The 25,501-nt window shown below is 68.1% G+C and carries 19 protein-coding genes and 2 tRNA genes; 6 read left to right on the forward strand and 15 right to left on the reverse strand.

Going from position 1 to position 25,501, the window contains the following annotated elements:
* The first annotated feature begins 11 nt into the window (after positions 1–11).
* Positions 12–1,550 (forward strand): 2-isopropylmalate synthase, encoded by a 1,539-nt coding sequence (locus AX018_RS18605; protein WP_111880360.1) that lies wholly within the window; start codon positions 12–14, stop codon positions 1,548–1,550.
* A gap of 115 nt (positions 1,551–1,665) precedes the next feature.
* Complete coding sequence (locus AX018_RS18610; protein ID WP_111880405.1) at positions 1,666–2,766, forward strand: D-alanyl-D-alanine carboxypeptidase family protein; 1,101 nt, start codon at positions 1,666–1,668, stop codon at positions 2,764–2,766.
* 220 nt (positions 2,767–2,986) lie between these two features.
* Here AX018_RS18610 and AX018_RS18615 read toward each other — a convergent pair whose 3' ends face one another.
* The 6 genes from AX018_RS18615 to AX018_RS18640 form a co-directional block, all read right to left on the reverse strand.
* Positions 2,987–3,799, reverse strand: a complete 813-nt coding sequence (locus tag AX018_RS18615) for an IclR family transcriptional regulator (protein ID WP_111880363.1) — start codon at positions 3,797–3,799, stop codon at positions 2,987–2,989.
* A gap of 60 nt (positions 3,800–3,859) precedes the next feature.
* On the reverse strand, positions 3,860–4,600 hold the full coding sequence (locus tag AX018_RS18620) for an arginyltransferase (protein WP_111880365.1): 741 nt from the start codon (positions 4,598–4,600) through the stop codon (positions 3,860–3,862).
* Complete coding sequence (aat, locus tag AX018_RS18625; protein WP_111880368.1) at positions 4,597–5,343, reverse strand: leucyl/phenylalanyl-tRNA--protein transferase; 747 nt, start codon at positions 5,341–5,343, stop codon at positions 4,597–4,599. Before aat ends, AX018_RS18620 begins: the two co-directional genes overlap by 4 nt.
* A gap of 210 nt (positions 5,344–5,553) precedes the next feature.
* A tRNA-Asn gene (locus AX018_RS18630) sits at positions 5,554–5,629 on the reverse strand.
* 48 nt (positions 5,630–5,677) lie between these two features.
* Positions 5,678–5,753: transfer RNA gene (locus tag AX018_RS18635), tRNA-Asn, on the reverse strand.
* Between the two features lie 71 nt (positions 5,754–5,824).
* Entirely contained in the window at positions 5,825–6,238 is a 414-nt protein-coding gene (locus tag AX018_RS18640) for a YbaN family protein (RefSeq protein ID WP_111880370.1), read from the reverse strand.
* Between the two features lie 101 nt (positions 6,239–6,339).
* Here AX018_RS18640 and def point away from each other — a divergent pair, with 101 nt between their 5' ends.
* Positions 6,340–6,855, forward strand: coding sequence for a peptide deformylase (def, locus tag AX018_RS18645; RefSeq protein WP_111880373.1), 516 nt, complete (start codon positions 6,340–6,342; stop codon positions 6,853–6,855).
* 94 nt (positions 6,856–6,949) lie between these two features.
* Here def and AX018_RS18650 read toward each other — a convergent pair whose 3' ends face one another.
* Both AX018_RS18650 and map read right to left on the reverse strand, forming a co-directional pair.
* Entirely contained in the window at positions 6,950–9,568 is a 2,619-nt protein-coding gene (locus AX018_RS18650) for a [protein-PII] uridylyltransferase (RefSeq protein ID WP_245951685.1), read from the reverse strand.
* Between the two features lie 109 nt (positions 9,569–9,677).
* Entirely contained in the window at positions 9,678–10,493 is an 816-nt protein-coding gene (gene map, locus AX018_RS18655; RefSeq protein ID WP_111880378.1) for a type I methionyl aminopeptidase, read from the reverse strand.
* Between the two features lie 205 nt (positions 10,494–10,698).
* Here map and purL point away from each other — a divergent pair, with 205 nt between their 5' ends.
* Positions 10,699–14,721 carry a phosphoribosylformylglycinamidine synthase gene (purL, locus tag AX018_RS18660; protein WP_111880409.1) on the forward strand — a complete coding sequence of 1,341 codons (4,023 nt, stop codon included), beginning with the start codon at positions 10,699–10,701 and terminating at the stop codon, positions 14,719–14,721.
* Positions 14,722–14,775: 54 nt separating this feature from the next.
* Here the strand turns inward: purL and AX018_RS18665 are convergent, their stop codons facing one another.
* A complete protein-coding gene (locus AX018_RS18665) occupies positions 14,776–16,572 on the reverse strand; it encodes a putative bifunctional diguanylate cyclase/phosphodiesterase (RefSeq protein ID WP_111880381.1) in 1,797 nt (598 codons plus the stop codon).
* Between the two features lie 186 nt (positions 16,573–16,758).
* Here AX018_RS18665 and AX018_RS18670 point away from each other — a divergent pair, with 186 nt between their 5' ends.
* Both AX018_RS18670 and AX018_RS18675 read left to right on the forward strand, forming a co-directional pair.
* A complete protein-coding gene (locus tag AX018_RS18670; protein ID WP_111880386.1) occupies positions 16,759–17,751 on the forward strand; it encodes a DUF808 domain-containing protein in 993 nt (330 codons plus the stop codon).
* A 106-nt stretch (positions 17,752–17,857) separates the two neighbouring features.
* Complete coding sequence (locus AX018_RS18675) at positions 17,858–18,460, forward strand: OmpW/AlkL family protein (RefSeq protein ID WP_111880388.1); 603 nt, start codon at positions 17,858–17,860, stop codon at positions 18,458–18,460.
* 32 nt (positions 18,461–18,492) lie between these two features.
* Here AX018_RS18675 and AX018_RS18680 read toward each other — a convergent pair whose 3' ends face one another.
* The 6 genes from AX018_RS18680 to AX018_RS18705 form a co-directional block, all read right to left on the reverse strand.
* A complete protein-coding gene (locus AX018_RS18680) occupies positions 18,493–20,283 on the reverse strand; it encodes a sensor histidine kinase (RefSeq protein ID WP_111880390.1) in 1,791 nt (596 codons plus the stop codon).
* Between the two features lie 112 nt (positions 20,284–20,395).
* Positions 20,396–21,421 carry a metal-dependent hydrolase gene (locus AX018_RS18685; protein ID WP_111880393.1) on the reverse strand — a complete coding sequence of 342 codons (1,026 nt, stop codon included), beginning with the start codon at positions 21,419–21,421 and terminating at the stop codon, positions 20,396–20,398.
* 130 nt (positions 21,422–21,551) lie between these two features.
* Entirely contained in the window at positions 21,552–22,481 is a 930-nt protein-coding gene (locus AX018_RS18690) for an SAM-dependent methyltransferase (RefSeq protein ID WP_111880395.1), read from the reverse strand.
* A 366-nt stretch (positions 22,482–22,847) separates the two neighbouring features.
* Positions 22,848–24,134 carry an O-acetylhomoserine aminocarboxypropyltransferase/cysteine synthase family protein gene (locus AX018_RS18695; protein ID WP_111880398.1) on the reverse strand — a complete coding sequence of 429 codons (1,287 nt, stop codon included), beginning with the start codon at positions 24,132–24,134 and terminating at the stop codon, positions 22,848–22,850.
* Positions 24,135–24,316: 182 nt separating this feature from the next.
* Positions 24,317–25,115, reverse strand: a protein-coding gene (locus tag AX018_RS18700; RefSeq protein ID WP_434803143.1) for an IS5 family transposase whose coding sequence is annotated in 2 segments (ribosomal slippage) — positions 24,317–24,850 and positions 24,852–25,115 — 798 coding nt in all. Because the reading frame shifts where the segments join, the coding sequence is not laid out codon by codon here.
* Positions 25,116–25,162: 47 nt separating this feature from the next.
* The coding region (locus AX018_RS18705) for a transposase (RefSeq protein WP_146749365.1) at positions 25,163–25,501 on the reverse strand (339 nt) is incomplete at its 5' end.

Raw genomic sequence — 25,501 nt, forward strand, 5'->3', positions numbered from 1 at the left:
AGGAGAATCCGATGGCTGACAAACTGATCATTTTCGACACCACCTTGCGTGACGGCGAGCAATCTCCCGGTGCGTCGATGACCAAGGACGAAAAGCTGCGCATCGCGCGCCAGCTGGAGCGCTTGAAGGTGGATGTGATCGAGGCGGGTTTTGCAGCCAGCTCCAACGGGGATTTCGAGGCTGTGCAGGCCATTGCCCAGGCGATCAAGGATTCGACGATCTGCTCCTTGTCGCGTGCGAATGACCGCGACATCGCCCGTGCCGCCGAGGCGCTCAAGGATGCCCAGCGTGCGCGCATCCATACCTTCATCGCGACGAGTCCGCTGCACATGGAAAAGAAGCTGCGGATGACGCCGGAGCAAGTGCTGGAGCAAGCCAAGCAAGCCGTGCGTTTTGCGCGCAATCTGGTGGGAGATATCGAGTTCAGCCCGGAAGACGGATACCGGAGCGATCTCGATTTCCTGTGCCGGGTGCTCGAGGCCGTGATCGCGGAGGGCGCTACCACGATCAACGTTCCGGATACCGTGGGCTACGCGATTCCGGAGCTCTACGGCAACTTCATCAAGACCCTGCGAGAGCGCATTCCCAACAGCGACAAAGCCATCTGGTCGGTGCATTGCCACAACGATCTGGGCATGGCGGTCGCCAATTCGCTCGCGGGCGTGAAGATCGGTGGAGCAAGGCAGGTGGAGTGCACCATCAACGGCCTTGGCGAGCGGGCCGGCAATTGCTCTCTCGAAGAGGTGGTCATGGCCGTGAGAACGCGCAAGGACTATTTCGGGCTGGATCTGGGGATCGACGCCCAGCACATCGTTGCAGCGAGCCGCATGGTCAGCCAGACCACGGGATTCGTGGTGCAGCCGAACAAGGCGGTCGTGGGTGCCAATGCATTTGCCCATGCCAGCGGCATCCATCAGGATGGCGTGCTGAAAGCACGCGACACCTATGAAATCATGCGGGCCGAAGACGTAGGCTGGACGGCGAACAAGATCGTCCTGGGCAAGCTCAGCGGTCGCAATGCGTTCAAGCAGCGCCTGCAGGAACTGGGGGTGCAGCTGGAGAGCGAGGCCGAAGTGAATGGCGCCTTCCTCAAGTTCAAGGAACTGGCGGATCGCAAGAGCGAAATCTTCGATGAGGACATTCTCGCCTTGGTGAGTGGCGAGACGGCCGCCGGTGACGGCGAGCGGTATGGCTTCGTGTCTCTCTCGCAGCGCAGCGAAACGGGTGAGCGCCCGCATGCCACCGTGGTGTTCACCGTGGAGGGCAAGGAAGTGCACGGCTCTTCCGATGGCAACGGCCCCGTGGATGCATCCCTCAAAGCCATCGAGGCGCATGTGAACAGCGGTGCCGAAATGGTTCTGTATTCGGTCAACGCCATCAGTGGCTCCACCGAGAGCCAGGGTGAGGTGACCGTGCGCCTTCAGAACAGCGGCCGGGTGGTCAATGGCGTGGGGGCCGACCCTGACATCGTCGTCGCGTCAGCCAAGGCCTACCTCAGTGCGTTGAACAAATTACAAAGTAAAGCCGATCGCGTCGCAGCCCAAGGGTGACGAGCGAATTTATAATTCAGGCACTTTATTGAGAAGGTCGCGTAAGGTCTTGATCTTGCGCGACTTTTTTTGGTTTAGTACACTGCTATACACTTTTTGCCGCTTGGAGCACTTGATGCCAGAACGCCGCCGCATCGCCCCCCGTCTCTTCCATGCGTTCGCCTTCCTCGCGCTGAGCATCGCGCTGGCGGCTCCAGGGGCGCACGCGGCCGAGCAGAAGAAAACCACGGCCAAGAAGCAGGCGGCTGCAGCCAGCGCCAAGCAGCGCCCCGTGGCCCGATCCACGAAGGCCGTGCCCCGCAAGGCGGTCACGCGCGTGAAGGCGACACGCTCCATGGCCAGCAGCGCCAAGCTGGCGCCCCGCGCGGTGGCTGTCCCTGAGCGCCTCTCCTTTGGCCAGGCGGCAGGCCTGCATGCCGTGGCGGACCCTCTCGATCTGAAGTCCAGCGTGGCGCTGGTGATCGACCAAGATACGCACGAAGTGCTGCTGAGCAAGAACGACCACGCGGTGCTGCCAATTGCCTCGCTGACCAAGCTCATGACGGGGCTTCTCGTGTCCCAGGCGCATCTGTCGATGGATGAGCCCATCACGATCACGCAAGACGACGTAGACACCGAGAAATTCAGCAGCTCCAGGCTGGCGGTCGGCACCACGCTGACCCGCGGAGAGATGCTGCATCTGGCATTGATGTCCAGTGAGAATCGAGCCGCCCATGCCCTGGGGCGGACGCATCCGGGGGGGCTGGATGCATTTGTCGTCCAGATGAATGCAAAGGCCAAGCTTCTGGGGATGACGGATACCCGCTATGCGGAGCCCACGGGTCTCTCCAGCCGCAACCAGTCCAGCGCCCACGATCTGGCGATCCTGGTGAATGTCGCGCACTCCGACCCGTTGTTGCGTGAGCTCACGACGTCGCCGAGCTACGAAGTCGCCGTCGGGCGGCGAACCCTCCAGTACAACAATACGAATCGGCTGGTGAAGAATCCCGCATGGGATATCGGTCTCCAGAAGACGGGATATATCTCCGAGGCGGGGCGATGCCTTGTGATGCAGGCGCAGATCGCAGGCCGCAAGGTCATCATGGTGTTTCTGGATTCCGCTGGAAAATTCAGCCGCCTGGGTGATGCGGAACGGGTGCGTAATTGGGTGGAGAAGCGTCCTTCGATCGGTACGCCGGGCATGTTGCATGCCATAGGTGGTGCCAAGGTGGAATAACGGGGTGTGTCCTGTGGCAGGCTTGTTTCGGATCAGCATGCCATTTTGAAGCAGCCGAGAATTTTCCTTGGCTTGCAGGTGTGAATGCCTTCCTGTCGGCGCTGCGCTCGTGCCATCACGGATGAGGTAGAAAGTGCGCGCCGATGGTTGCCGTTTCGTGGCCAGCGCACGGTTTCGGCAGGGCCCATGGATTCAGGGGGCCGGGATAGCCCCAGGGGCGCTACTCCGCAGAGGGCCCGGAAGTGCGTGGGGCTCTTGAGCTGCTGTAGCCCAGTGCCGTGGAGATTTCATTCGCCGTGGCCTGCAGCTTGGGCAGCCAGTTCTCATCCAGCCGATCCGCCGGCGCTGAAATGGACAATCCGGCCACGAGTTGCGCCTGGTCGTCGTACACCCCTGCGGCCATGCACCTCACGCCCAGCTCCAGTTCCTCGTTGTCCCTTGCGATGCCGTATTGGCGGGCTTTGCTCAATTCCCGCTCCAGTATGGGCAACTGGGTGATGCTGTTGCGGGTGTGGCCCGAGAGGCCGGTGCGCATCGCATAGGCGCGCACGCGCTGGGGATCGTCTGCTGCCAGGAAGAGTTTGCCGGTGGAGGTCAGGTGCAGCGGCGCACGACCTCCGATGGCCCGGACCACCTGCATGCCGGAACGCTCGCTGTAGGCGCGTTCGACGTAGACGATTTCATCGCCCTGGCGCATGCTCAGATTGACGGGCTGCTGGATCAGCTTGTGCAGATTGCGCATGGGAAGCAGGGCGGCATCTCTGACGCTGAGCCGTGCCTTGACGAGGTTGCCGAGCTCCAGAAGCCTCATGCCGAGGCGGTAGCTGCCCGACTCGGGGCGATCCACGAAGCGGCCGATCGTGAGGTCGTTGAGGATGCGGTGCGCCGTGGAGGGGTGGAGTCCCGTCTTTTCGCTGATTTCTTTCAGCGGGATCGCTTCTTCCCGTGAAGCCAGCACATCAATGAGCATGAACATGCGTTCCAGCACTTGCACGCTGGGTTTGGCGGAAGGGCCTGCATTGTCTTTTTTCATGGTTTTCGGCAAGGGCAGTATCACTTAATTTTATCTTGTGAAAAACCCTTGATGCCGGGTTCAGGCGCCACGCTGCCAGCTTCCGTCGATCCGCAATTCATGGGGATGAAAACGTGACTTGTAGTTCATCTTCGGGCTCTGCGCGATCCAGTACCCCAGATAGACGTGCGGCAGGTTCAGGGTTCGGGCCTGTTCTATCTGCCACAGCACGTTGTAGGTGCCATAGCTGCACCCCGGCTCGGGTTCGTAGAAGGTATAGACGGCCGACAGGCCATCGTCCAGCACGTCGAGGATGGACACCATGCGCAGGGTTCCGGCTTCTCCGTCCGCGGTGGCGGGGTCGCGAAACTCCACCAGCCGCGAATTGACACGGCTTTGCAGCAGGAACTGGGTGTATTGGTCGATGCTGTCCTGGTCCATGCCGCCGCCAGCGTGGCGTGCCCGCTGATAGCGCAGGTAGAGCTGGTAATGCTCGGGTTCGTAGCAGAGCCTCAGCACGTGCGCCTGGAGGTGGGCGTGCTGTTTCCAGGCGCGGCGCTGGCTGCGATCCGGCTCGAAGGCGTGTGCCAGCACCCGCAAGGGGGTACAGGCCTGGCAGCCGTCGCAGTAGGGGCGATAGGTGAACATCCCGCTGCGGCGGAAGCCGCGTGCCACCAGATCGGAGTACACGTCGTTCTGGATGAGGTGGCTGGGTGTGGCGACCTGCGAGCGGGCCTGCCGTTCGGGCAGATAACTGCACGGATACGGCGCCGTCGCATAGAACTGCAGGGTGTGCAGGGGGAGGTCGTTGAGTTGCGTCATGGCGGGGAGGGCAGCAACGCGTCCCAGTATACGGACTCGAAATGCCATTCCACGGGGGGGTGTCGGGTGGCGCCGTCGAGATGTTCGAGAAACGCGCGCCGTTCGATCTCGCCCGCACCCAGGGATGCCAGGTGGGCGGTGTTCTGCTGGCAGTCGATCCACCGCACGCCCTGCGATCGGCAGAGGCATACCAGGGCCGCCAGTGCGATCTTGGAGGCATCGGTGGCATGGGCGAACATGGATTCTCCGAAAACCGCTTTTCCGATGCCGATCGCATACAAGCCTCCCACGAGGCGCCCGTCTTTCCAGGTTTCGATGCTGTGGGCGTGGCCGGCTGCGTGGAATGCGCAGTAGGCGTCGATCATCGCCGGAACGATCCAGGTGCCGCCCTGGCCCTGGCGGGGGGTGTTGGCACAGGCGTGGATGACCGCGGCGAAGTCGTGGTCCACGCGGATTTCGCAGCCCGGCGTGCTGCGGAATGCCTGCAGCGTGCGGCGCAGCGAGCGGTGAAGTCGAAAGTGTTCCACGGGCAGCACCATGCGGGGGGCGGGGCTCCACCAGAGGATGGGCTGGCTGGGACTGAACCAGGGGAAGATGCCGCTGGCGTAGGCCCGGCGGAGATGGTCCACGTCCAGCGTTCCGCCGGCGGCCAGCAAGCCGGGCGCGGGGTCGTCCGGTCCCCAGGCGGCTTCGGCGGGCGGGAAGGGGTCTTCGGGATCGAGCCAGGCGAGCGGAGCGGGCATGGGGCTTGGCGATTGCGGCGGGATGGGTGGCCGGAGGCCATGGTGGGCGCCATGGCTCGCCGGGTGGTGCGATATACCGATCCTAATGCGCCTAACCGCCCGTCAGTGCGGTTTGCTCGGGCCCAGGCAAAGCCGTGCAGCGCTTTTTGATGCCAGGGCACGGCGAAAAACAAAAAGGCCACCTTTTTAGGGGTGGCCTTTACAGATATCTGGCTCCTCGACCTGGGCTCGAACCAGGGACCTACGGATTAACAGTCCGGCGCTCTACCGACTGAGCTATCGAGGAATATCTTTCGCAAAAAAGCCTTGTTCGATTGCAAGGCTTTGAAATTCTTGGCTCCTCGACCTGGGCTCGAACCAGGGACCTACGGATTAACAGTCCGGCGCTCTACCGACTGAGCTATCGAGGAACAAGACTTAGATTATATACACAAAAAAACAGCTGATCCGGCAATCTGGCATGCGGGCGCTTCCTGGGGGCTCATTCGGGGCGGCACCACAGCCATGCCAGCACGCCGGCCATGCACAGGGACGAGCCGATCGCCACCCAGCGCGGTGCCGGGCTGACCACCAGGACGATGCCGCTCAGGCCCATCAGCGCGGTGGCGCTCCATTTGGCGCGGCGGCTCACGCGGCCGCCGTCGGCCCAGTTGCGCAGCATGGCGCCGAAGACCGGGTGCCGCCAGAGCCAGGCATGCAGGCGCGGGGAACTGCGCGCCGCGGCCCAGCCCGCCATGAGGATGAAGACGGTGGTGGGCAGGCCGGGCACGAAGATGCCGATGATGCCAAGCGCCAGGCTCAGGCCGGCGAACCCCAGTAGCAGCCATCGCACCAGCAGCGGCAGGGGCGCGTGCGCGGGAGGCGGGGGTAAGGGGGCCGGGGGGTGCTCGGGCATGGAAGGGATTGTGCCCGCTGGGGCGCTCGGCGATATGCTGCGCATCCCCACGTTCCGGATTGATTGCTCCATCGGCTTTCCATGACCACACCATTCTGAGAATGGGCGATGCGCGCCTGCTGCGCGTCGCCGCTCCCGTGACCGGGTTCGATACCCCGGCGCTGCACCAGTTGGTGCAGGATCTCCACGACACCATGCGGGCCGCGAAGGGTGCCGGACTGGCGGCGCCGCAGATCGGCGTGGATCTGCAGGTGGTGGTTTTTGGTTCGAACGAGCGCAATCCGCGCTATCCCGACCGGCCGCTGGTGCCCCCGACGGTGCTCGTCAACCCCCGGATCACGCCGATCGGCCAGGACGAGGAGGAGGACTGGGAGGGGTGCCTGTCTGTGCCGGGCTTGCGCGGCAGGGTGCCGCGCTGGTCGAGCATCCGCTATACCGGCTTCGACGCGCAGGGCGAGCCCATCGACCGCACGGTGGAAGGCTTCCATGCCCGTGTGGTGCAGCACGAGTGCGACCACCTTCTGGGCACGCTCTATCCGATGCGGATGCGTGATTTCTCGCGCTTCGGCTTCACCGAGGTGCTGTTTCCGGAGATCGCGCCGGACGAGGACGATTGAAGAGGGTGTTTGGAATCAAACCCCCTCCATGTCGCCGTAAATCATGGATTGTTTGCTATTGAAAGAATAGCAATCGCCGGTCGGGCACGCAGGCTCACCCGGAGAGCGCTTCCAGCAGCTCGGTTTCGATCTGGATCTGCCGCGCGTTGTGCTGCAGCTCCGGTCCCTGGAGGAGGAAGGTGTCTTCCACGCGCTCGCCCAGGGTGCTGACCTTGGCGAGCTGCACGCTCAGCTGGTGGCGCGAGAGCACGCGCGCCACCAGGTAGAGCAGGCCCGCGCGGTCGCTGGCGGAGATGTGCAGGATCCAGCGCTGGGCCTTCTCGTCCGGGCGCAGGGCAACGCGCGGGGTGATCGGAAAGCTCTTGACCCGGCGCGACACGCGCTTGCGGCCCGGCTCCGGCAGCGGGCCGCCTTCCTCGATGGCGCGCATGAGATCGTTCTCGACCATGTGCGTGAGTTCGCGGTAGTGCCCGGCCTGCTCCGGCGCCACGATCTGGAAGGTGTCGAGCGCGTGGCCGTTGCGGGTGGTGTGCACGCGCGCGTCGAGGATGCTGAAGCCCGCGCGGTCGAAGTAGCCGCAGATGCGCGCGAAGAGGTCGGGCTGGTCGGGCGCGTAGACGGCCACCTGCAGCCCCTCGCCGACGACCGACTGGCGCGCCCGCACGACGCAGCGGCCGGCGCCGACGTGGCGTGCCAGGTGCCGCGCGTGCCAGGCGATGTCGGAGGCCTCGTGCCGCATGAAGTAGCCGACGTCGAGCGTGTCCCAGAGCTTCTTGTGGGCCTCGAACGGCTGGGCGCTGAGGGCGAGCAGCACCAGGGCCTCGCGCTTGCGGGCCTCGACCTCGGCGGCGGCGTCGGGCGCCCGTCCGCCCAGGGCGCGCAGGGTGGCGCGGTAGAGGTCTTCCAGCAGCTTGCCCTTCCAGGCGTTCCAGACCTTGGGGCTGGTGCCGCGGATGTCGGCCACGGTGAGCAGGTAGAGCGCGGTGAGCTTGCGTTCGCTGCCCACGCGCTGCGCGAAGGCCTCGATGACGTCGGGGTCGGAGAGGTCCTGCTTCTGCGCCACCTGGCTCATCGCGAGGTGCTCGGCCACGAGGAATTCGACCAGCGCCGCATCGCCCTGCGCCACGCCGTGCTGGCGGCAGAAGTGGCGGACTTCCTCGGCGCCGATCTGCGAGTGGTCGCCGCCGCGGCCCTTGCCGATGTCGTGGAAGAGGGCAGCGAGGTAGAGCAGCCAGGGCTTGTCCCAGCCGCCGGCCAGTTGCGAGCAGAACGGGTATTCGTGCGCGTGCTCGGGCATGAAGAAGCGGCGCACGTTGCGCAGCACCATGAGGATGTGCTGGTCCACGGTGTAGACGTGGAAGAGGTCGTGCTGCATCTGCCCGACGATGCGCCGGAAGGGCCAGAGATAGCGCCCGAGCACCGAGGTCTGGTTCATGAGCCGCATGGCGTGGGTGATGCCCACGGGCTGCTGCAGGATGCGCAGGAACTGCTGGCGGTTGACCGGGTCGCGGCGGAAGGCGCCGTCCATGACGCCCCGGGCGTTGTAGAGCGCGCGCAGCGTGCGCACCGACAGGTCCTTCAGGCCCTCTTCGGTTTCGTAGAGCAGGAAGGTTTCGAGGATGGCGTGGGGGTTCTGGCGGTAGAGGTCGTCGCTCGCCACCTCGATGAGCCCGGATTTGTCGAAGAAGCGCTCGTTGATCGGCCGCAGCTCGTGGGAGGGGGGCGAGAGGTGCTCCTCGATGTTGAGCAGCAGGATCTGGCTGAGCTGCGACACCGCCTTGGCTGCCCAGTAGTAGCGGCGCATGAGGGTTTCGCTGGCGCGCAGGCGCAGGCGCTTGCCCTCGGCGGATTGCGAGCGGTAGCCGAAGGACTCGGCCACGGCGGTCTGCAGGTCGAAGACGAGGCGGTCTTCATGGCGCCCGGCAACGGCGTGCAGGCGCGCGCGGATGAGAAAGAGCAGGGCTTCGTTGCGCTCGATCTGCCGCACCTCGAACGCGGTGGCCAGGCCGTGCGCGGCGAGCTCCTTCCAGTTGCGCCCGAGGCCGGCGGCGCGGGCCACCCAGAGCACCGTGTGCAGGTCGCGCAGGCCGCCGGGCGACTCCTTGCAATTGGGCTCCAGGGCGTAGGGGGTGTTCTCGTACTTGGTGTGGCGCTGGCGCATCTCCAGCGTCTTGGCGACCAGGAAGGCCTCGGGGTCCATCTGCGCGTCGTAGCTTTGCTGGAATTGCGCGAACAGCGCGGCGCTGCCGACGATGCGGCGGGCCTCCAGCAGCGAGGTCTGCACGGTGATGTCGGCCGCCGACTCGGTGAGGCATTCGTCCACGGTGCGCACGCTGGAGCCGATCTCCAGCCCGGCGTCCCAGCAGCTGCCGATGAAGGCTTCGATGGCCGGGCGCAGGGGGCCGTCGCACGCGGTTTCGCCGCCACCTTCGCTTCCACCCGGCAGCAGCAGCAGCACATCCACGTCCGAGGCGGGGAAGAGCTGGGCGCGCCCGTAGCCGCCCACGGCGACCAGGGCCAGCGTGTCGGGCAGGCCGGCCCGGTGCCAGAGGTGGCGCAGCAGCCGGTCCGCCAGCGCCGAGAGCTTGCCCAGCAGGGTGCGCACGCCCCGCGTGGACGCGCCCGTGGACCGCAGCGTGGCCAGCAGTGCCGCCTTGTCCTGGCGGTAGGCGTCGCGCAGCGGCTGGAGGTCCGAGAGGGAGGGGGGCGGCATGGCGGACGATGGGGTGGGCGAGGGGGGCGAAGGCCGGTGCATGCTCATGGCGCCCCGGCAAGCAAGAACCGTGCGCCTCGGCGGGGCCCGGGGCCCCGGAGGCCAGCGGTCAGGTCCGGGTGGCCGTGACGAAGGGCGGCAGCGGCGGCGAGCCGGCCGAGAGCGTCAGCACCTCGTAGCCGGTTTCGGTCACGAGGACGGTGTGCTCCCATTGTGCCGAGAGGCTGTGGTCCTTGGTGACGATGGTCCAGCCGTCGTTGCCGTGTTCCTTCACCTCGCGGCGGCCCGCGTTCAGCATGGGCTCGATGGTGAAGATCATGCCGGGCACCAGTTCCTCCAGGGTGCCGGGGCGGCCGTAGTGCAGCACCTGGGGCTCCTCGTGGAACTTCTTGCCGATGCCGTGGCCGCAGAACTCGCGCACCACCGACAGGCCATGGCCTTCGGCGAACGTCTGGATCGCGTGGCCCACGTCGCCCAGGTGCGCGCCGGGCCGGACCTGCTGGATGCCGATCCACATGGCGTCGAAGGTGAGCTGGCTCAGGCGCTTGGCGGCGATGGACACGTCGCCGATGAGGTACATGCGGCTGTTGTCGCCGTACCAGCCGTCCTGGGTGATGACGGTGACATCGACGTTCATGATGTCGCCCTTCTTGAGGGGCTTGTCGTTCGGGATCCCGTGGCAGACCACGTGGTTGAGCGACGTGCACAGCGACTTGGGGTAGGGCGGGTAGCCGGGGGGCTGGTAGCCGATGGTGGCCGAGATGGTGCCCTGCTGCGCCATGCACTCGGCGGCCAGCCGGTCGACCTCGTTCGTGGTGAGCCCGGCACGGATGTGGGGTGTGATGTAGTCCAGCACTTCGGAGGCCAGGCGGCAGGCCTCGCGCATGCCGGCGATTTCCTCTGCGGACTTGATGGTGATGCTCATGGGGCCGGATTATCCCATCGGGGCCCGCGCGCGCCGGCCCGGGGGGCGATGGCAGTGGTGCCCGGCCGAAGCCGGCCGGGCCGGTAAAATGGCGGGCTGCGTCAACTGCGCCGCGCCGCCCGCGCAAGAGAGGCCCCATTCAGCGGCCTTGCCCGGCGGGCCGCGGCTCCCCTCCGAGATCCATCCCCCGCAACAGGCCGCCAAAGTGACCCTGCACCTTACCTCGTTCGAGGGCAGCAATGCCCTCAGCCCCTTCCGCGTCCAGCAGCTCCTGCCCCGCCTGCAGGCCATCCACGACCGCATCGAGGGGATCTCGGCCCGGTTCGTGCACCTGGTGGCCACGGATGCCGAGCCCACGCCCGCCGACCGGGAGCGGCTGGCCGCGCTGCTCACCTACGGCGAGCCCTGCGCCGGCCCCGCGTCCGGCCCGGCGATCGTCGTCACCCCGCGCATCGGCACGGTGTCTCCCTGGGCCTCCAAGGCCACCGACATCGCGCGCAACTGCGGCCTGCACGTGCGCCGCGTGGAGCGCATCACCGAATACCGCCTGGGCCTGAAGTCCGGCCTGCTGGGCGGCACGCCCACCCTGACCGACGCGCAGAAGGCCGCCGTGGCCGCGCTGCTGCACGACCGCATGACGGAATCGGTGCTCTGGGACCGCGCCGGCGCCGCCGACCTGTTCACCGAGCTGCCGGCCGCGCCCATGGAGTTCGTCGATGTGCTGGGCGGGGGCCGCGCGGCGCTGGAGGACGCCAATACCCGCTGGGGGCTGGCCCTGGCCGACGACGAGATCGACTACCTCGTCAACGCCTTCACGGCGCTGCGGCGCAACCCCACCGACGTCGAGCTGATGATGTTCGCGCAGGCCAACAGCGAGCACTGCCGGCACAAGATCTTCAATGCGCGCTTCACCATCGATGGCCAGGAGCAGGACAAGAGCCTGTTCGCCATGATCCGCAACACGCACCAGCTCGCGCCGCAGCACACGGTGGTCGCGTATTCGGACAACGCCTCCATCATGGAAGGCAGCGCGGTGGAGCGTTTCATCGCCCCATCGGTCCTGGGTCGCGGAGAACAGGGCGTTCCCAGCTATCAAAAGAGTAGCGCAACGCACCACGTGCTGATGAAGGTGGAGACGCACAACCACCCGACGGCGATCTCGCCGTTCCCGGGCGCCTCCACGGGCGCGGGCGGCGAGATCCGCGACGAGGGCGCCACGGGCCGGGGCTCCAAGCCCAAGGCCGGCATGACGGGCTTCACGGTCTCCAAGCTCTGGGGCGGCTGGAGCGATGAGGCGGGCGGCAAGCCCGGGCATATCGCGAGCCCGCTGCAGATCATGGTCGAGGGCCCGCTGGGCGGCGCGGCCTTCAACAACGAGTTCGGCCGGCCCAACCTGCTGGGCTACTTCCGCGAGTACGAGCAGGACGTGGCGGGCGTGCGGCGCGGCTACCACAAGCCCATCATGATCGCGGGCGGCCTGGGCGTGATCGACGCCGGCCTCACGCAGAAGATCGAGTTCCCGGCCGGCACGCTGCTGATCCAGCTCGGCGGCCCGGGCATGCGCATCGGCATGGGCGGCGGTGCGGCCAGCTCGATGGCCACGGGCGCCAACGCGGCCGAGCTGGACTTCGATTCCGTGCAGCGCGGCAACCCCGAGATCGAGCGCCGCGCGCAGGAGGTCATCAACCATTGCTGGGCGCAGGGCGCGCACAACCCCATCCTCGCGATCCACGACGTGGGCGCGGGCGGCCTCTCCAATGCCTTCCCCGAGCTGACCAACGACGCCGGCCGCGGCGCGCGCTTCGACCTGCGCGCGGTGCAGCTGGAGGAATCCGGCCTGGCGCCCAAGGAGATCTGGTCCAACGAGAGCCAGGAGCGCTATGTGCTGGCGATCGCGCCCGAATCGCTGGACGCGTTCCGCGCGTTCTGTGAGCGCGAGCGCTGCCCGTTCGCCGTGATCGGCACGGCCACGGGCGAGCGCCAGCTCGTGCTGGAGGACACGGCCGTGGAGCGCGGCGACCAGAAGTTCCCGGTGGACATGCCCATGGACGTGCTGCTGGGCAAGCCGCCCAAGATGCACCGCGACGTGAAGACCGTGCGCCGCGAGGCCGCGCCCATCGACCTCACGGGTGTGCCGCTGCAGAAGGCGGTGATCGACGTGCTCGCGCACCCGACGGTGGCCTCCAAGCGCTTCCTCATCACCATCGGCGACCGCACCGTGGGCGGGCTGTCGCACCGCGACCAGATGGTGGGCCCCTGGCAGGTGCCCGTGGCCGACTGCGCGGTGACGCTGGCGGATTACAAGGGCTTCGCCGGCGAGGCGATGAGCATGGGCGAGCGCACGCCGCTCGCCGCCATCGACGCGCCGGCCTCGGGCCGCATGGCCGTGGCCGAGGCCATCACCAACCTGCTGGCCGCTCCCATCGAGCTGCCGCGCGTGAAGCTCTCGGCCAACTGGATGGCCGCCTGCGGCGAGGCCGGCGAGGATGCCGACCTCTACGCCACCGTGAAGGCCGTGGGCATGGAGTTGTGCCCGCAGCTGGGCATCAGCATCCCGGTGGGCAAGGACAGCCTGTCGATGCGCACGCAGTGGAAGGACGACGCGGGCGCCGCGAAGAAGGTCACCTCGCCCGTGAGCCTGATCGTGAGCGCCTTCGCCACCCTGGCCGACGTGCGCGGCACGCTCACGCCGCAGCTCGATGCGCAGGAGGACGACACCACGCTGGTGCTGATCGACCTCGGCAAGGGCCTGTGCCGCATGGGCGGCAGCATCCTCGCGCAGGTGCTCGGGCAGGAAGGCGGCGCGGTGCCGGACCTGGACGATGCGCAGGACCTGGTGAACCTCGTGAACGCCGTGAATGCCCTGCGCGCGCAGGGCCGCGTGCTGGCCTACCACGACCGCAGCGATGGCGGCCTGCTGGCCGCCGTGGCCGAGATGGCCTTCGCGGGCCACGTGGGCGTGGCGCTGAACGTGGACCTGCTGGTCACCGAGGGCGACGGCATCAGCGACAGCCGCATGGAAACCGGCGACGCCAAGAACTGGGCGCAGCAGGTGAGCGCGCGCCGCGAAGAGCTCACGCTCAAGGCCCTCTTCAACGAAGAGCTGGGCGTGGTGCTGCAGGTACGCACCGCCGAGCGCAACGACGTCATGCAGACGCTGCGCGAGCACGGCCTCTCGAAGTTCAGCCACTTCATCGGCAAGACGCGGCCGGCGTCGTCGGCGCTGGACGCGGGCAAGGGCGAGCTGCAGGTGTGGCGCGACGTGAAGGCGGTGTTCAGCGCATCGCTCTCCGACCTGCACCAGGTCTGGGACGCGGTGAGCTGGAAGATCTGCCAGCAGCGCGACAACCCGGCCTGCGCCGATGCCGAGCACGCCGCCGCCGGCGCGCCGGGCGACCCGGGCCTGCACGTGTCCCTCTCGTTCGATCCGGCCGAGGACGTGGCCGCGCCGTTCCTGAACCTCGCCCGCCCCAAGGTGGCGATCCTGCGCGAGCAGGGCGTCAACTCGCACGTGGAGATGGCCTATGCCTTCACCGAGGCGGGTTTCGAAGCCTACGACGTGCACATGACCGACCTGCAGGCGGGCCGCGCGCGCCTGGCCGATTTCGCAGGCATCGTGGCCTGCGGCGGCTTCAGCTATGGCGACACGCTGGGCGCGGGCATCGGCTGGGCGCGTTCGGTCACGTTCAATCCGCAGCTCGCGGAGCAGTTCCAGGGCTTCTTCGCGCGCCAGGACACGTTCGGCCTGGGCGTGTGCAACGGCTGCCAGATGTTCGCCGAACTGGCCGACATCATTCCCGGCGCCGAGGCCTGGCCGCGCTTCACCACCAACCAGAGCGAGCGTTTCGAGGCGCGCCTGTCGCTGGTGGAGGTGCTGGAGTCGCCCAGCCTGTTCCTCCAGGGCATGGCCGGCAGCCGCCTGCCGATCGCGGTGGCCCACGGCGAGGGCTATGCCAACTTCAAGGCCCGCGGCAATGCGGCGCAGGCCATCGCGGCGATGCGCTACGTGGACCATCAAGGGCGCGCGGCCGAGCAGTATCCGTTCAACCCCAACGGCAGCCCGGGCGGCCTCACGGCCGTGACCACGGCGGATGGCCGCTTCACGGCCATGATGCCGCACCCCGAGCGGGTGTTCCGCAACGTGCAGATGAGCTGGACCGGCGGCGACCGCAGCGCGCTCAGCCCCTGGATGCGCATCTGGCGCAACGCGCGCAAGTGGGTGGGGTGACGCGGGTGGGATGAGGCGGGCGCCGGGCCGGCCTGCCGGCCCCGCCTGGCGGCCTCAGCCCGGCAGGGCTTCGGGCGTGACCAGCGCGTTCCAGTGCTGCACGAAGTCGAAGGCCTCGCCGGGCGGCAGGGGGCGGCTGAGGTAGTAGCCCTGCACCTGGTCGCAGCCGATCTGCATGAGCTGGTCGAACACCTCGGCCGTCTCCACCCCTTCGGCCAGCAGGCGGTAGCCCAGCGTGTGGCCCAGGCGCACCATGCCCCGCACGACGTCGAGCGCCCGGGCGTCCGAGCCGATGGGGCGGATCAGCGCCTGATCGAGCTTGAGCACTTCGGCGGAGAGGCCGTAGAGGCAGCCGAAATTGCAGTAGCCCGTGCCGAAGTCGTCCAGCGCCACCCGCACGCCCAGCGCGCGCGTGGCGTTGATGGCGTTCAGCGTCGGGCCCTCGGTGAGCACGGCGTTTTCCGTGCATTCGATCTCCAGGCGCGACGGCGCGAGGCGGTGGCGCTGGAAGGCCCCGCGCAGGGTGTCGATGAAGTCCGGCTGCTCCAGGTTGCGGGGCGAGACGTTGATGGCCACGTCCAGGGTCAGGCCCCGGTCCTCCCACTCGCGGATCTGCGCGAGGGCCGTCTCCAGCACCCAGTGCGTGAGCGCATGGATGTGCGTGGTCTTTTCCAGCAAGGGGATGAAATCGCCCGGCGGCACCGGCCCCAGGCGCGGGTGGTCCCAGCGCAGCAGGGCTTCCACGCAGGTGTAGCGGGTCGAGGCGCGTTCGAACTGCGGCTGGTAGACCAGCCGGAACTCGCCTTCGATCAGCGCGCGGGGAATGCTCGCGATCAACTCGTAGGAGCGGCGGTAGCTGGCATCGACCGCGGCATCGTAGTGGCAGATGGCGGCCCCGGGCACGGGATGCTGGTAGAGCGCGGCATTGGCCCGCCGCAGCGCGTCGCCGGTGTCCGCGGGCTCCAGCCTGAACGGCGCCAGCCCTACGCGCCGGCGCTGGTTGATGACGAGGCCGCTGCCGCGCGAGGTGATGGGGGCATGCAGCGCATCGAGCAGATCCCGCGCGAACGCCTGCAGCGCGGGAACCTCCCCGGGGCGCAGCACCAGGGCCAGCCGGCCGACGCCCGTGTGATAGACGCGCGATTGGGTGCCCACGAAGCGGGTCAGCCGCTGGCCGGCCTCGTGGGTGAGCTGGTCGATGGGCTCCATGCCCACGGCGCGCGCGGTGTCCATGAGGCCGTCGTGCGGCAGCAGCTCCAGCAGCGCGAGGGTGCGCTCGCCGCCGGGGTCGGCCCGGCTCAGGCCGTCCAGGTCTTCCAGCAACTGCGCGCGGTTGGGCAGCAGCGTGGCCTCGTCCACGCGCGCGGCGGAGCATTGCAGGTCGATCTGCGCCACCACCAGCGCGGCCAGATCCTCCAGCTGCCGCTGCTGCGCGGGGCCGAAGGCGCGCGGCACGGTGTCGATCAGGCACAGGCTGCCCAGGTTGTGGCCCCCGCGCAGCGTGAGCGGGGCGCCGGCGTAGAAGCGGATGTGGGGCGGGCCCAGCACGAGGCGGTTGTCCGCGAAGCGGGGGTCGGACAGCGCGTTTTCCACCACCATCACGGAGGTGCCGCAGATCGTGCGGTCGCACAGCGCGTCTTCCCGGCAGGTTTCCTGCACCGCCAGCCCGACGCGGGATTTGAACCACTGCCGGTCGGCATCCACGAAGCTCACGAGCGCGATCGGCACGTCGAAGACGTCGCTCGCCAGCCGCGTGATGCGGTCGAACTCCTCGGAGGGCGGCGTGTCCAGCAGACCCGTGGCCCGGAGGGCGGCCAACCTCTCGGGCTCTGAACTTGGCGAGGTGGTCATCGTGGGGTGGGGCACTCGGGCGCGGCGGCCGTGCGGGGAGAACGGTCGAACCGCGAGCGATCCGGCAAGCATATGCAATTTGCGTTGGACTTGGGGAGAGAAGGGGTGTTGGCGCGCAGGGGCGGGGGGGCCGGAAGGCGCGGCATTTGTCCCCATAATCGCCCGACTTCAACCACGGAGCCCCACATGGCCGGAGCCAGCCTGCTGACCTTGCTCGACGACATCGCAACCGTTCTCGACGACGTGGCCCTCATGACGAAGGTGGCCGCGAAAAAAGGGGCCGCGATGGCCGACGACGTGGCGGTGATGACCCGGACCGCCGCGCAGAAGACGGCCGGCGTGCTGGGCGACGATCTGGCGCTGAACGCGCAGCAGGTCACGGGCGTGCGCGCCGAGCGCGAGCTGCCGGTGGTGTGGGCGGTGGCCAAGGGGTCCATGGTGAACAAGGCCATCCTCGTGCCTGCCGCGCTGCTGATCAGCGCCTTCATTCCCTGGGCCGTGACGCCGCTGCTCATGCTGGGCGGCGCCTTCCTGTGCTACGAGGGCGCGGAGAAGCTGGCGCACAGGTTCCTGCCCGCCGAGCCCGGGCAGGCGGCCGAGCGCGAAGCCCATGCGATCGCCGCGGCCAACCCCGCGGTGGACATGGCCGCGTTCGAGAAGGACAAGGTGAAGGGCGCGGTGCGCACGGATTTCATCCTCTCGGCGGAAATCATCGCGATCACGCTGGGCACGGTGGCCGGCGCGCCGTTCGGCCAGCAGGTGGCGGTGCTGGCGGGGATCGCGGCCATCATGACCGTCGGGGTCTATGGCCTGGTGGCCGGCATCGTGAAGCTCGACGATGCGGGCCTGTGGCTCAGCCGCCGGGCGGGCGCCGGCGCGCGGGCGCTGGGCCGGGGCATCGTGGCCGCCGCGCCCTGGCTCATGAAGGCGCTGTCCGTCGCGGGCACGGCCGCCATGTTCCTGGTGGGCGGCGGCATCCTGGTGCATGGCGTGCCGGCGCTGCACCATGGGGTGGAGGCGCTGGCCGCGGCGGCGTCGCAGGGGGCCGCCGGCGGGCTTGGGCATGCCCTCGTGACCAATGCTCTCAATGCGGTGGCCGGGATCGCCGCGGGCGCGGTGGTGCTCGCGGCCGTGGCACTGGCGCGGCGCCGGAGGGCCGGGCGCGCGGCGCTGAGCTGAGGCGGCAAGGCACCTGCCTTGTTGATCTGCGGCAAGGCGGGCAGGGCGGTTTGGCGGCCCAATGCGTGCACGGGGGCCGTCCCCGTTCAACCGCATCGAGTTCCGTATGAAAAAGAATCTGCTCGCCCTGGCCGCCCTCTGCGCTCTGACCTCGGGCTCCGCCTTCGCGCAAGCCACCGACGGCCAGGGCCCGTGGCTGGTTCGCGCCCGCGCGGTGCACCTGGACAGCTCGAACAAGGACAGCACCGGGCTGGGCCTGTCGATCAACAACAAGACCCTTCCCGAAGTCGATATCTCGTACTTCTTCAACAAGAACGTCGCCGCCGAGCTGGTGCTCACGGTGCCGCAGAAGCAGGACGTGCGCTCCAGCGCCCTGGGCGCGCAGATCGGCACGCTCAAGCACCTGCCGCCCTCGCTGATGCTGCAATACCACTTCGAGGCCCCCGGCTTCAAGCCCTACGTGGGCGCCGGCATCAACTACACGCGCTTCTCCAGCGTGCGCCTGCCCGCCGGCGTGAGCATCGACAAGAGCAGCTGGGGCGGTGCGCTGCAGGTGGGCGTGGACATCCCGCTGACCAAGAACCTGTCGCTGAACTTCGACATCAAGAAGGTCTATATCCAGACCGACGTGTCGGCCAACGGCGCCAAGCTGGGCACGCTCAAGATCGATCCGGTGCTGGCCGGCGTGGGCCTCGGCTGGCGCTTCTGATGCGCTGAAGGGCATGCCCCTGCGGGGGCACCTCAGCGGCCGCCGGCCGTCAGGTTCGGCCGCTGCGGCAATTCCAGCGTGAAGCGCGCGCCCCGGCCGAGGCCGGAGACCACGGTCAGCCGGCCGCCCATGAGTTCGGCCAGCGAGCGGGACAGCGCCAGTCCCAGGCCCGTGCCCCCGTGCTGGGTGCTTACGTTCGCATGGCCCTGGCGGAACTTCTCGAAGATGATGTCCTGCACCTCGGAGGGAATGCCGGGGCCGGTGTCGATCACGTGGAAGCGCACCACGCGGCCCACCGTGTCCACCTCCAGCCGCACGCCGCCCCGCTCCGTGAACTTGAAGGCGTTGCTCAGCAGGTTGTTCAGGATCTGCTTGAGCCGCAGCCCGTCGCACCGCAGCGTTTCGGGCACCTCGGGCGCGATGTGCGTCTCCAGGGTGAGTCCTTTTTGCGCGGCCGAGATGGCGAAGAGGTCGGTCGTGGTCTGGACCAGTTCGCGCACGCCGTGCTCGCCCCAGACGATGGGCATGGCGCCCGCCTGGACCTTGGCGAGGTCCAGGATTTCCGACAGCAGCGTGTTCAGGTGTTCCGCCGCCTTGCGGATCAGGCCGGCCGCCTCGCGGTAGGCGGGCTGCTCCAGGCGCAGCTCCATCAGTTCCGCGAAGCCGTGGATGCTGGTGAGCGGGGTGCGCAGCTCGTGCGAGATGGCCGTGAGGAACTCGCTCTTGGCCTGGTTGGCCGACTGGGCCTGGGCCTCGCTCACGGCCAGCTCCTGGTTCTTGCGTTCGAGCTGGCGCACGCCGTTCAGGAAGCCCAGCCCGATGGCGACGAGCGCGATGGAGAACAGGCCCGCGAACACCACGGCGAGGTTGCGCATGGTCTTCCACTCCGCGAGCGCGGCGTCCGTGGTGGTGGAGACCACGACGCTGAGCGGGTAGCCCTTGATGCGGTGGAAGGCCGAGATGCGCTCGATCCCGTCGATGCGGCTGACGCGCTGGAACGAGCCCTGCACGGTGTCGAGGTGGTGCAGGGGGTGGTCGTCCGGAAAGTCGAGGGCCAGGCCCATGCCCTCCGAGAGCCCGCCCACGACCCGCGCGCGCACGTTGAAGTCGTTGCCGATCAGGAGCACCGAGCCCTGGGCGCCGATGTCCACGTCGGCATACACCTTCTCGAAATAGCCCGGGTTGAGGGACGCCACCACCACGCCGTGCAGGTAGCCGCTGGCATTGCGGATGGGGCGGCTGAGCTGCACGGTCCACTTGCTCGACACCTTGCCCAGCACCGGCTTGCCCACGAACAGGCCCGAGTCCGAAAACTGCATCTGGGCCTGCGGCAAGCTGTCGGGCTCCAACTGCACGCGGATGTGTTCGCGCTCGCTCAGGTCCACCGACAGGCTCTTCTCGCCCGCCGGATCGATGTTGCTGCCCACGAAGCGGCCGTCCGGCCCCACCACGGAGAGCTGCGTCAGGATGTCCGGGACCAGGCCGGTCTCGTTGGCGAACAGGACGTAGTCGTCCGCCGTGAATTCGCCGTTGTTGACTTCGCCGGCCACGCGCAGCGTGGCCTGGTCCACCGTGGTGAGCACCCGCACGGTCTGTTCCTGCAGCACGCGGGCCAGGTTGCCGTTCTGGCGCTCCTCGGCTTCCATGGCGTCTTGCCACTTGATGTGCAGCGCCATGGTGACAAGCACCCAGGTCGTGGTCAGGGCCAGCAGCAGGAACCCGATGACCAGTGCGCGCAGCCGCGGGCCGTGCGCGCCCTGCGTGGGCGGGGACGCCGGTGAGGCGGGCGCTGCGGCGGCGGGGCGTTCAGGGGATCGGGGCATGTGCGGAGCTTGCCATGTTCTGGCGGTTTTCGGCCCCGCCAGTGCGCGGCATTCTCCGCTTGCGGGGGAATTTGTGACAAAAACGTGACGATCTCAGAACGTGAACACGTTCTCAGGGGGCCGGGGTGCCGAAGGGACCGTCGCCGCCACGGTGGCCCTGGATGCGGCGCCACAGGGCGGGCAGCGCGGTGGCCGGATCGGGGCGCTGCCATTGCTGGGTGATCCGGCCATGGCCCGAGAGAAGATCCTGCGGCGTGCCCAGGTCGAAGTGGAAGGTGTAGGACGGCTCCTGGCCCATGCGCAGGTCGGTGAGCTGGAGGTGGCCGTCCTGCTCGCGCATGCGGAAGAAGCCGTGGCTGAACCGCGCCACGCGCTGCACCGGCGCCTGGCTGCCGAAGCGGGCGATGAGCGCTTCTCCCCGGTCATGGATGGTGAAGCGGATGGCGGTATCGCCGTCGGCGAACGCATAGAAGCCTTCGGCGTACTGGTCCGGGGAGACGGCCAGCACGCGCCAGGCGAGGGTATTGAACGGGGTGGGCGTGACCAGCACGTGGTCGGTGGGCCAGCCGGAGGCCTCCAGGGAGGCCTGCGCGACCTTCGCCACGTGCTGCTGGGCCGCCACGCTCCACGCGAGGTAGACCGAGCTCAGCACCAGCCCCACGGTGTTCCAGCGCAGGCCGCGCTCCTCGGAGACGGCCAGCGCGGCCACCACGCCCACGATGAGCGGCACGGTGTAGAGCGGATCGATGATGAAGATGCTGCCCACGGCATAGGGCTGGTCGGTGAACGGGCGCAGCAGCTGCGTGCCGTACACCGTCATCCAGTCCAGCAGCGGGTGGGTGACCAGGGCGAGCCACATCGCCAGCCACCAGCGGCGCCAGAGACCGGTCTCGCCGTGCAGCCGGGCCGCCAGCCCGGCGAGCGGCAGGGAGACGAGCGACAGGTACAGCAGCGCGTGGCTCTCGGCGCGGTGCCGCACCATGTTGGCGATGGCGTCGCCATGGTCGATGAGCGCATCCAGGTCGGGCACCGTGCCGGCCAACGCGCCCCAGAGGGCGGCTTTCCAGGCGGCGGTGCGCCGCCCCATGACTGCGAGGGAGACGGCGGAGCCGAGGGCGATCTGGGTGAGGGAGTCCATGGGTGTGCTCTGAGCGTGCGAAACCGTACCGGCAAGAGATCCATCGGGCCATGCGCGAGTGCGCGGGGGACGTCGGGCGCTGCCGCCCGGGGCCAGGCCCCGGGTGCGGAAGCTGGCGGGGCGCCTGCGGTCAGCCCGGCCTGCGGGCCACCACCGTGGGAAAGAGCCTTGCCCGGTCGTCGATGAAGGTGATGTCGGTGAACCCGGCCGCTTCCAGCTGGCCGCGCGTGGTGGCGTGCGTGCGCAGCGCGCTCCAGCGCGCCTCGATGAGGCGCATGAAGAGCAGTTGCTGGAAGGCCAGCGCCTGCGGATCGAGCCGGGCCATGTCCCAGGGCGATTCGGGCGAGAGGCCGGGCGGCGGGGTGAGGAAGCTGGTCACCAGCGTGCCGCCGGGGCGCAGCGCGCCGTGGAAGCGCTGGTAGAGCGCGGTGACGCGCGCGTCGTCGGGCTCGTAGATGTTGAGGCCGTTGCTGGCCAGCACGTCGAAATCCGCCGACGGCGGAAGCTGCCAGGCGTCTTCCTGCCGCAGCGTGACGCGGTCCGCGAGCCCGCGCTCCCGCGCGAGCGCTTCCGCGCCCTGCAGCGCGCCCGCGTCGAGGTCGATGCCCACGATCGCGGCATCGGGCGCCGCGCCGTGGTCGAGCAGCAGCAACTCGCCCATGTGGCCGCAGGGCACGGACGCCATGCGCGCGCCGGGTCGCACGTGCTGCTGCAGTTGCGCGCGGAAGATGCCGAAGCGCTCGCGGGTGGCGAGCACGGTGGGCAGCGTCTCGAAGATGCGGCGTTCCAGGGCGCCCGCCGCGCGGCCCCGGGGGCCGTCGGGCGTATAGGTGACGACCTCGTGGGTCCAGTGCGCGTCCAGCCCGTGGTTCTGCAGCAGGAAGCGGCCGACGTCCAGGGCCGCGAAGGCGTGCAGCAGCTCGATCTGCTGCGCCACGGGCGCGCCGGGCAGGTCGCCGGCCGCTCGCAGGCGGGCTTCAATGGCCTGCAGTGCTTCGTCGCTCAGGGGGGCCGAGCCGGGGGCGTGGGAGAGGATGCGTGCGGAGGCGGGCTGGGACATGGCGGGGTTCGCTGGGGCGGGTTGAGGGAGTGCCGCGCGCGCTGGCCACGCGCCCTGGCGCGCGGATTCTAGGGGGATTGTTTTCAGATTCCGCCTAATGGCATGACCGCGCAAGGGGTGCTCGGCGGGTGCCTGCGGGGCGGGCGGCGTTCGTGCCATGCCTGCGGGCCCGCGCGCGGGGGCCTGCGGCGCGGGGATGCCTGTTTGCTATTGAATAAATAGCAAACTTGATAGCAAAACCGGCGACGTGGAGCCCAAAACCCTTCGAACGGTGTCCCCGGCGAAGCCGGGCGCCCGGGAGTGGGCCCCGTGCCTCTCGCCCACGGGCGGGGCCGGCGCGGCGCTGGCCACCCCCGTCCCGCCGGGTCAGGCCGCGTCCAGCGCCTGCGCGAGGTCGGCCGTGAGGTCGTCGATGTGCTCGATGCCCACCGACAGGCGCACCATGCCCTCGCTCACGCCGGCCTGGGCGAGTTCCGCGGGGCCGAGCTGGCGGTGGGTGGTGGAGGCGGGGTGCGTGGCGAGCGAGCGCGCGTCGCCGATGTTCACCAGCCGCGTGAAGAGCTGCAGCGCGTCCAGGAACCGCGCGCCGGCCGTGCGCGGGTCGTCGCCCGGGGCCGGGCGCAGCGTGAACGACAGGATGCCCGAGGCCCGCCCGCCCAGCTGCCGCTGCACCAGCGCGTGGTCGGGGTGGTCGGGCAGGGCGGCGTAGCGCACGTCCGCCACCTTGGGGTGCTGTTGCAGGAAATGCGCGATGGCCAGCGCGTTCTCGCAGATGCGGTCCATGCGCAGGGCCAGGGTCTCGATGCCCTGCAGGATCAGGAAGGCGCTGTGCGGCGCGAGCGCGGCGCCCGTGTTGCGCAGCGGCACCACGCGCGCGCGGCCGATGAAGGCCGCCTCGCCCAGCGCCTCGGTGTAGACCACGCCGTGGTAGCTCGGGTCGGGCTCGTTGAGCTGCGGAAAGCGTTCCTTGTGCCGGGCCCAGGGGAACTTGCCGCTGTCCACGATGGCGCCGCCGATGCTGTTGCCGTGGCCGCCCAGGTACTTGGTGAGCGAGTGCACCACGATGTCGGCGCCGTGCTCGATCGGGCGCAGCAGGTAGGGGCTGGGCACGGTGTTGTCCACGATCAGCGGCACGCCGTGGTCGTGCGCCACCTTCGCCAGCGCGGCGATGTCGGTCACGTTGCCCAGCGGGTTGCCGATGGATTCGACGAACACCGCCTTGGTCCGCGCGTCGATGTGCCGGGCGAAGCCCGCCGGATCGCGCGGATCGGCGAAGCGCGTGGTGATGCCCTGGCGCGGCAGCGTGTGGGCGAAGAGGTTGTAGGTGCCGCCGTAGAGCGTGCCGGCCGAGACGATGTTGTCGCCCGCCTCCGCGATGGTCTGGATGGCGTAGGTGATGGCCGCCATGCCCGAGGCCAGGGCCAGCGCGGCGATGCCGCCCTCCAGCGCCGCGACGCGCTTTTCCAGCACGTCGTTGGTCGGGTTCATGATGCGCGTGTAGATGTTGCCGGGCACCTTCAGGTCGAACAGGTCCGCCCCGTGCTGGGCGCTGTCGAAGGCATAGGCGACGGTCTGGTAGATGGGCACGGCCACGGAGCGGGTCGTGGGGTCCGGCGTCTGGCCGGCGTGGACGGCGAGGGTCTCGATCTTCATGGCTTGGTTGCCTTCAGGAACGGTTCGGGTGGGTGGTGCGGCCGCGCGGGGTGCCGGGGCGAGCCGGGCCATTGTGTCGGCGCGCGTCCGGGGGCTGAACGAACCGATGGCTATGTGCTTATGCGAAAGCCTGCCATGGGGGCCCATGCCGGTAAGATCGTGAACACGTTCTAAGAGCGTGTTTACGATCTCCTGAGTAGCAGAGCCAGAAACGCCAAGTGGACGAACTGTAAGCTGGTGTTGAGCCATCGCTCACAGTTCTTCCATAGCCGCCGGTTCTTGTCCAGCCAAGCAAAGCTGCGCTCAACCACCCAGCGCTTGGGCATGACCTTGAAGGTGTGCAACTCGCTTCTCTTGGCGATCTGCACCGTCACATGCTCACCCAGGATGTCCTTGACGCCTTGGGCGAAGGGCGCTCCTGTGTAGCCGCTGTCCGTCAGCACACTTTGCACCCGCCCCAGCGACTGTTTGCAGCGCTTGAATGCCGCAAGCGCTCCTTTGCGATCCGTCACTTCGGCTGTGGTTACCGTCACGGCATGGGGTAGCCCCTGAGTGTCCACCGCGATGTGTCGCTTGATACCCGAGACTTTCTTACCTGCGTCGTAGCCTTTGAAGCCCGCTGTGTCAGCGTTCTTGACGCTCTGCGCGTCCACGATCAAGAACGCGCTGCAGGCGTTGCGCCCCAGTCTCTCGCGGGCCGCGCCAACCTGATTTTTTTAAAGCCTGCTCCAGCACGCTCACTCCGTGCTGGTCAGGCTCGCTCCACTTGCGCCAGTACGCATAGACGTTGTGCCACTTGGGGAACTGCGGCGGCAGATAGCGCCACTGACAACCCGTGCGAAGCAGGTACAGCACTGCACAGAACACCTCGTATAGATCGAGCTTGATCGGTTTGGTGCTGCGCCGAACGCTACGCAGCAGCGGCTCTATCTCGGCAAACTTCTCTCGACTGACGTCGCTTGGGTACGGCTTTCTCTTCACCCTAGGATTGTCGGGGAAGAGATCGTAAACACGCTCTAAGAACGTGTTTACGATCTTCTGAGTAGCAGAGCCAGAAACGCCAAGTGGACGAACTGTAAGCTGGTGTTGAGCCATCGCTCACAGTTCTTCCATAGCCGCCGATTCTTGTCCAGCCAAGCAAAGCTGCGCTCAACCACCCAGCGCTTGGGCATGACCTTGAAGGTGTGCAACTCGCTTCTCTTGGCGATCTGCACCGTCACATGCTCACCCAGGATGTCCTTGACGCCTTGCGCGAAGGGCTCGCCTGTGTAACCGCTGTCCGTCAGCACACTTTGCACCCGCCCCAGCGAGCGCTTGCAGCGCTTGAAGGCCGCAAGCGCTCCCTTGCGATCAGTCACTTGGGCTGT

The sequence above is a fragment of the Paracidovorax anthurii genome (genome assembly GCF_003269065.1).
GTDB classification, from domain to species: domain Bacteria; phylum Pseudomonadota; class Gammaproteobacteria; order Burkholderiales; family Burkholderiaceae_C; genus Paracidovorax; species Paracidovorax anthurii.

Bases quoted from the DNA above. Each gene is read 5' to 3' on its own strand.
- AX018_RS18605 (WP_111880360.1), top strand. From the start codon at position 12: ATGGCTGACAAACTGATCATTTTCGACACCACCTTGCGTGACGGCGAG.
- AX018_RS18610 (WP_111880405.1), top strand. From the start codon at position 1,666: ATGCCAGAACGCCGCCGCATCGCCCCCCGTCTCTTCCATGCGTTCGCC.
- AX018_RS18615 (WP_111880363.1), bottom strand. From the start codon at position 3,799: ATGAAAAAAGACAATGCAGGCCCTTCCGCCAAACCCAGCGTGCAAGTG.
- AX018_RS18620 (WP_111880365.1), bottom strand. From the start codon at position 4,600: ATGACGCAACTCAACGACCTCCCCCTGCACACCCTGCAGTTCTATGCG.
- aat (WP_111880368.1), bottom strand. From the start codon at position 5,343: ATGCCCGCTCCGCTCGCCTGGCTCGATCCCGAAGACCCCTTCCCGCCC.
- AX018_RS18640 (WP_111880370.1), bottom strand. From the start codon at position 6,238: ATGCCCGAGCACCCCCCGGCCCCCTTACCCCCGCCTCCCGCGCACGCG.
- def (WP_111880373.1), top strand. From the start codon at position 6,340: ATGGGCGATGCGCGCCTGCTGCGCGTCGCCGCTCCCGTGACCGGGTTC.
- AX018_RS18650 (WP_245951685.1), bottom strand. From the start codon at position 9,568: ATGCCGCCCCCCTCCCTCTCGGACCTCCAGCCGCTGCGCGACGCCTAC.
- map (WP_111880378.1), bottom strand. From the start codon at position 10,493: ATGAGCATCACCATCAAGTCCGCAGAGGAAATCGCCGGCATGCGCGAG.
- AX018_RS18665 (WP_111880381.1), bottom strand. From the start codon at position 16,572: ATGACCACCTCGCCAAGTTCAGAGCCCGAGAGGTTGGCCGCCCTCCGG.
- AX018_RS18670 (WP_111880386.1), top strand. From the start codon at position 16,759: ATGGCCGGAGCCAGCCTGCTGACCTTGCTCGACGACATCGCAACCGTT.
- AX018_RS18675 (WP_111880388.1), top strand. From the start codon at position 17,858: ATGAAAAAGAATCTGCTCGCCCTGGCCGCCCTCTGCGCTCTGACCTCG.
- AX018_RS18680 (WP_111880390.1), bottom strand. From the start codon at position 20,283: ATGCCCCGATCCCCTGAACGCCCCGCCGCCGCAGCGCCCGCCTCACCG.
- AX018_RS18685 (WP_111880393.1), bottom strand. From the start codon at position 21,421: ATGGACTCCCTCACCCAGATCGCCCTCGGCTCCGCCGTCTCCCTCGCA.
- AX018_RS18690 (WP_111880395.1), bottom strand. From the start codon at position 22,481: ATGTCCCAGCCCGCCTCCGCACGCATCCTCTCCCACGCCCCCGGCTCG.
- AX018_RS18695 (WP_111880398.1), bottom strand. From the start codon at position 24,134: ATGAAGATCGAGACCCTCGCCGTCCACGCCGGCCAGACGCCGGACCCC.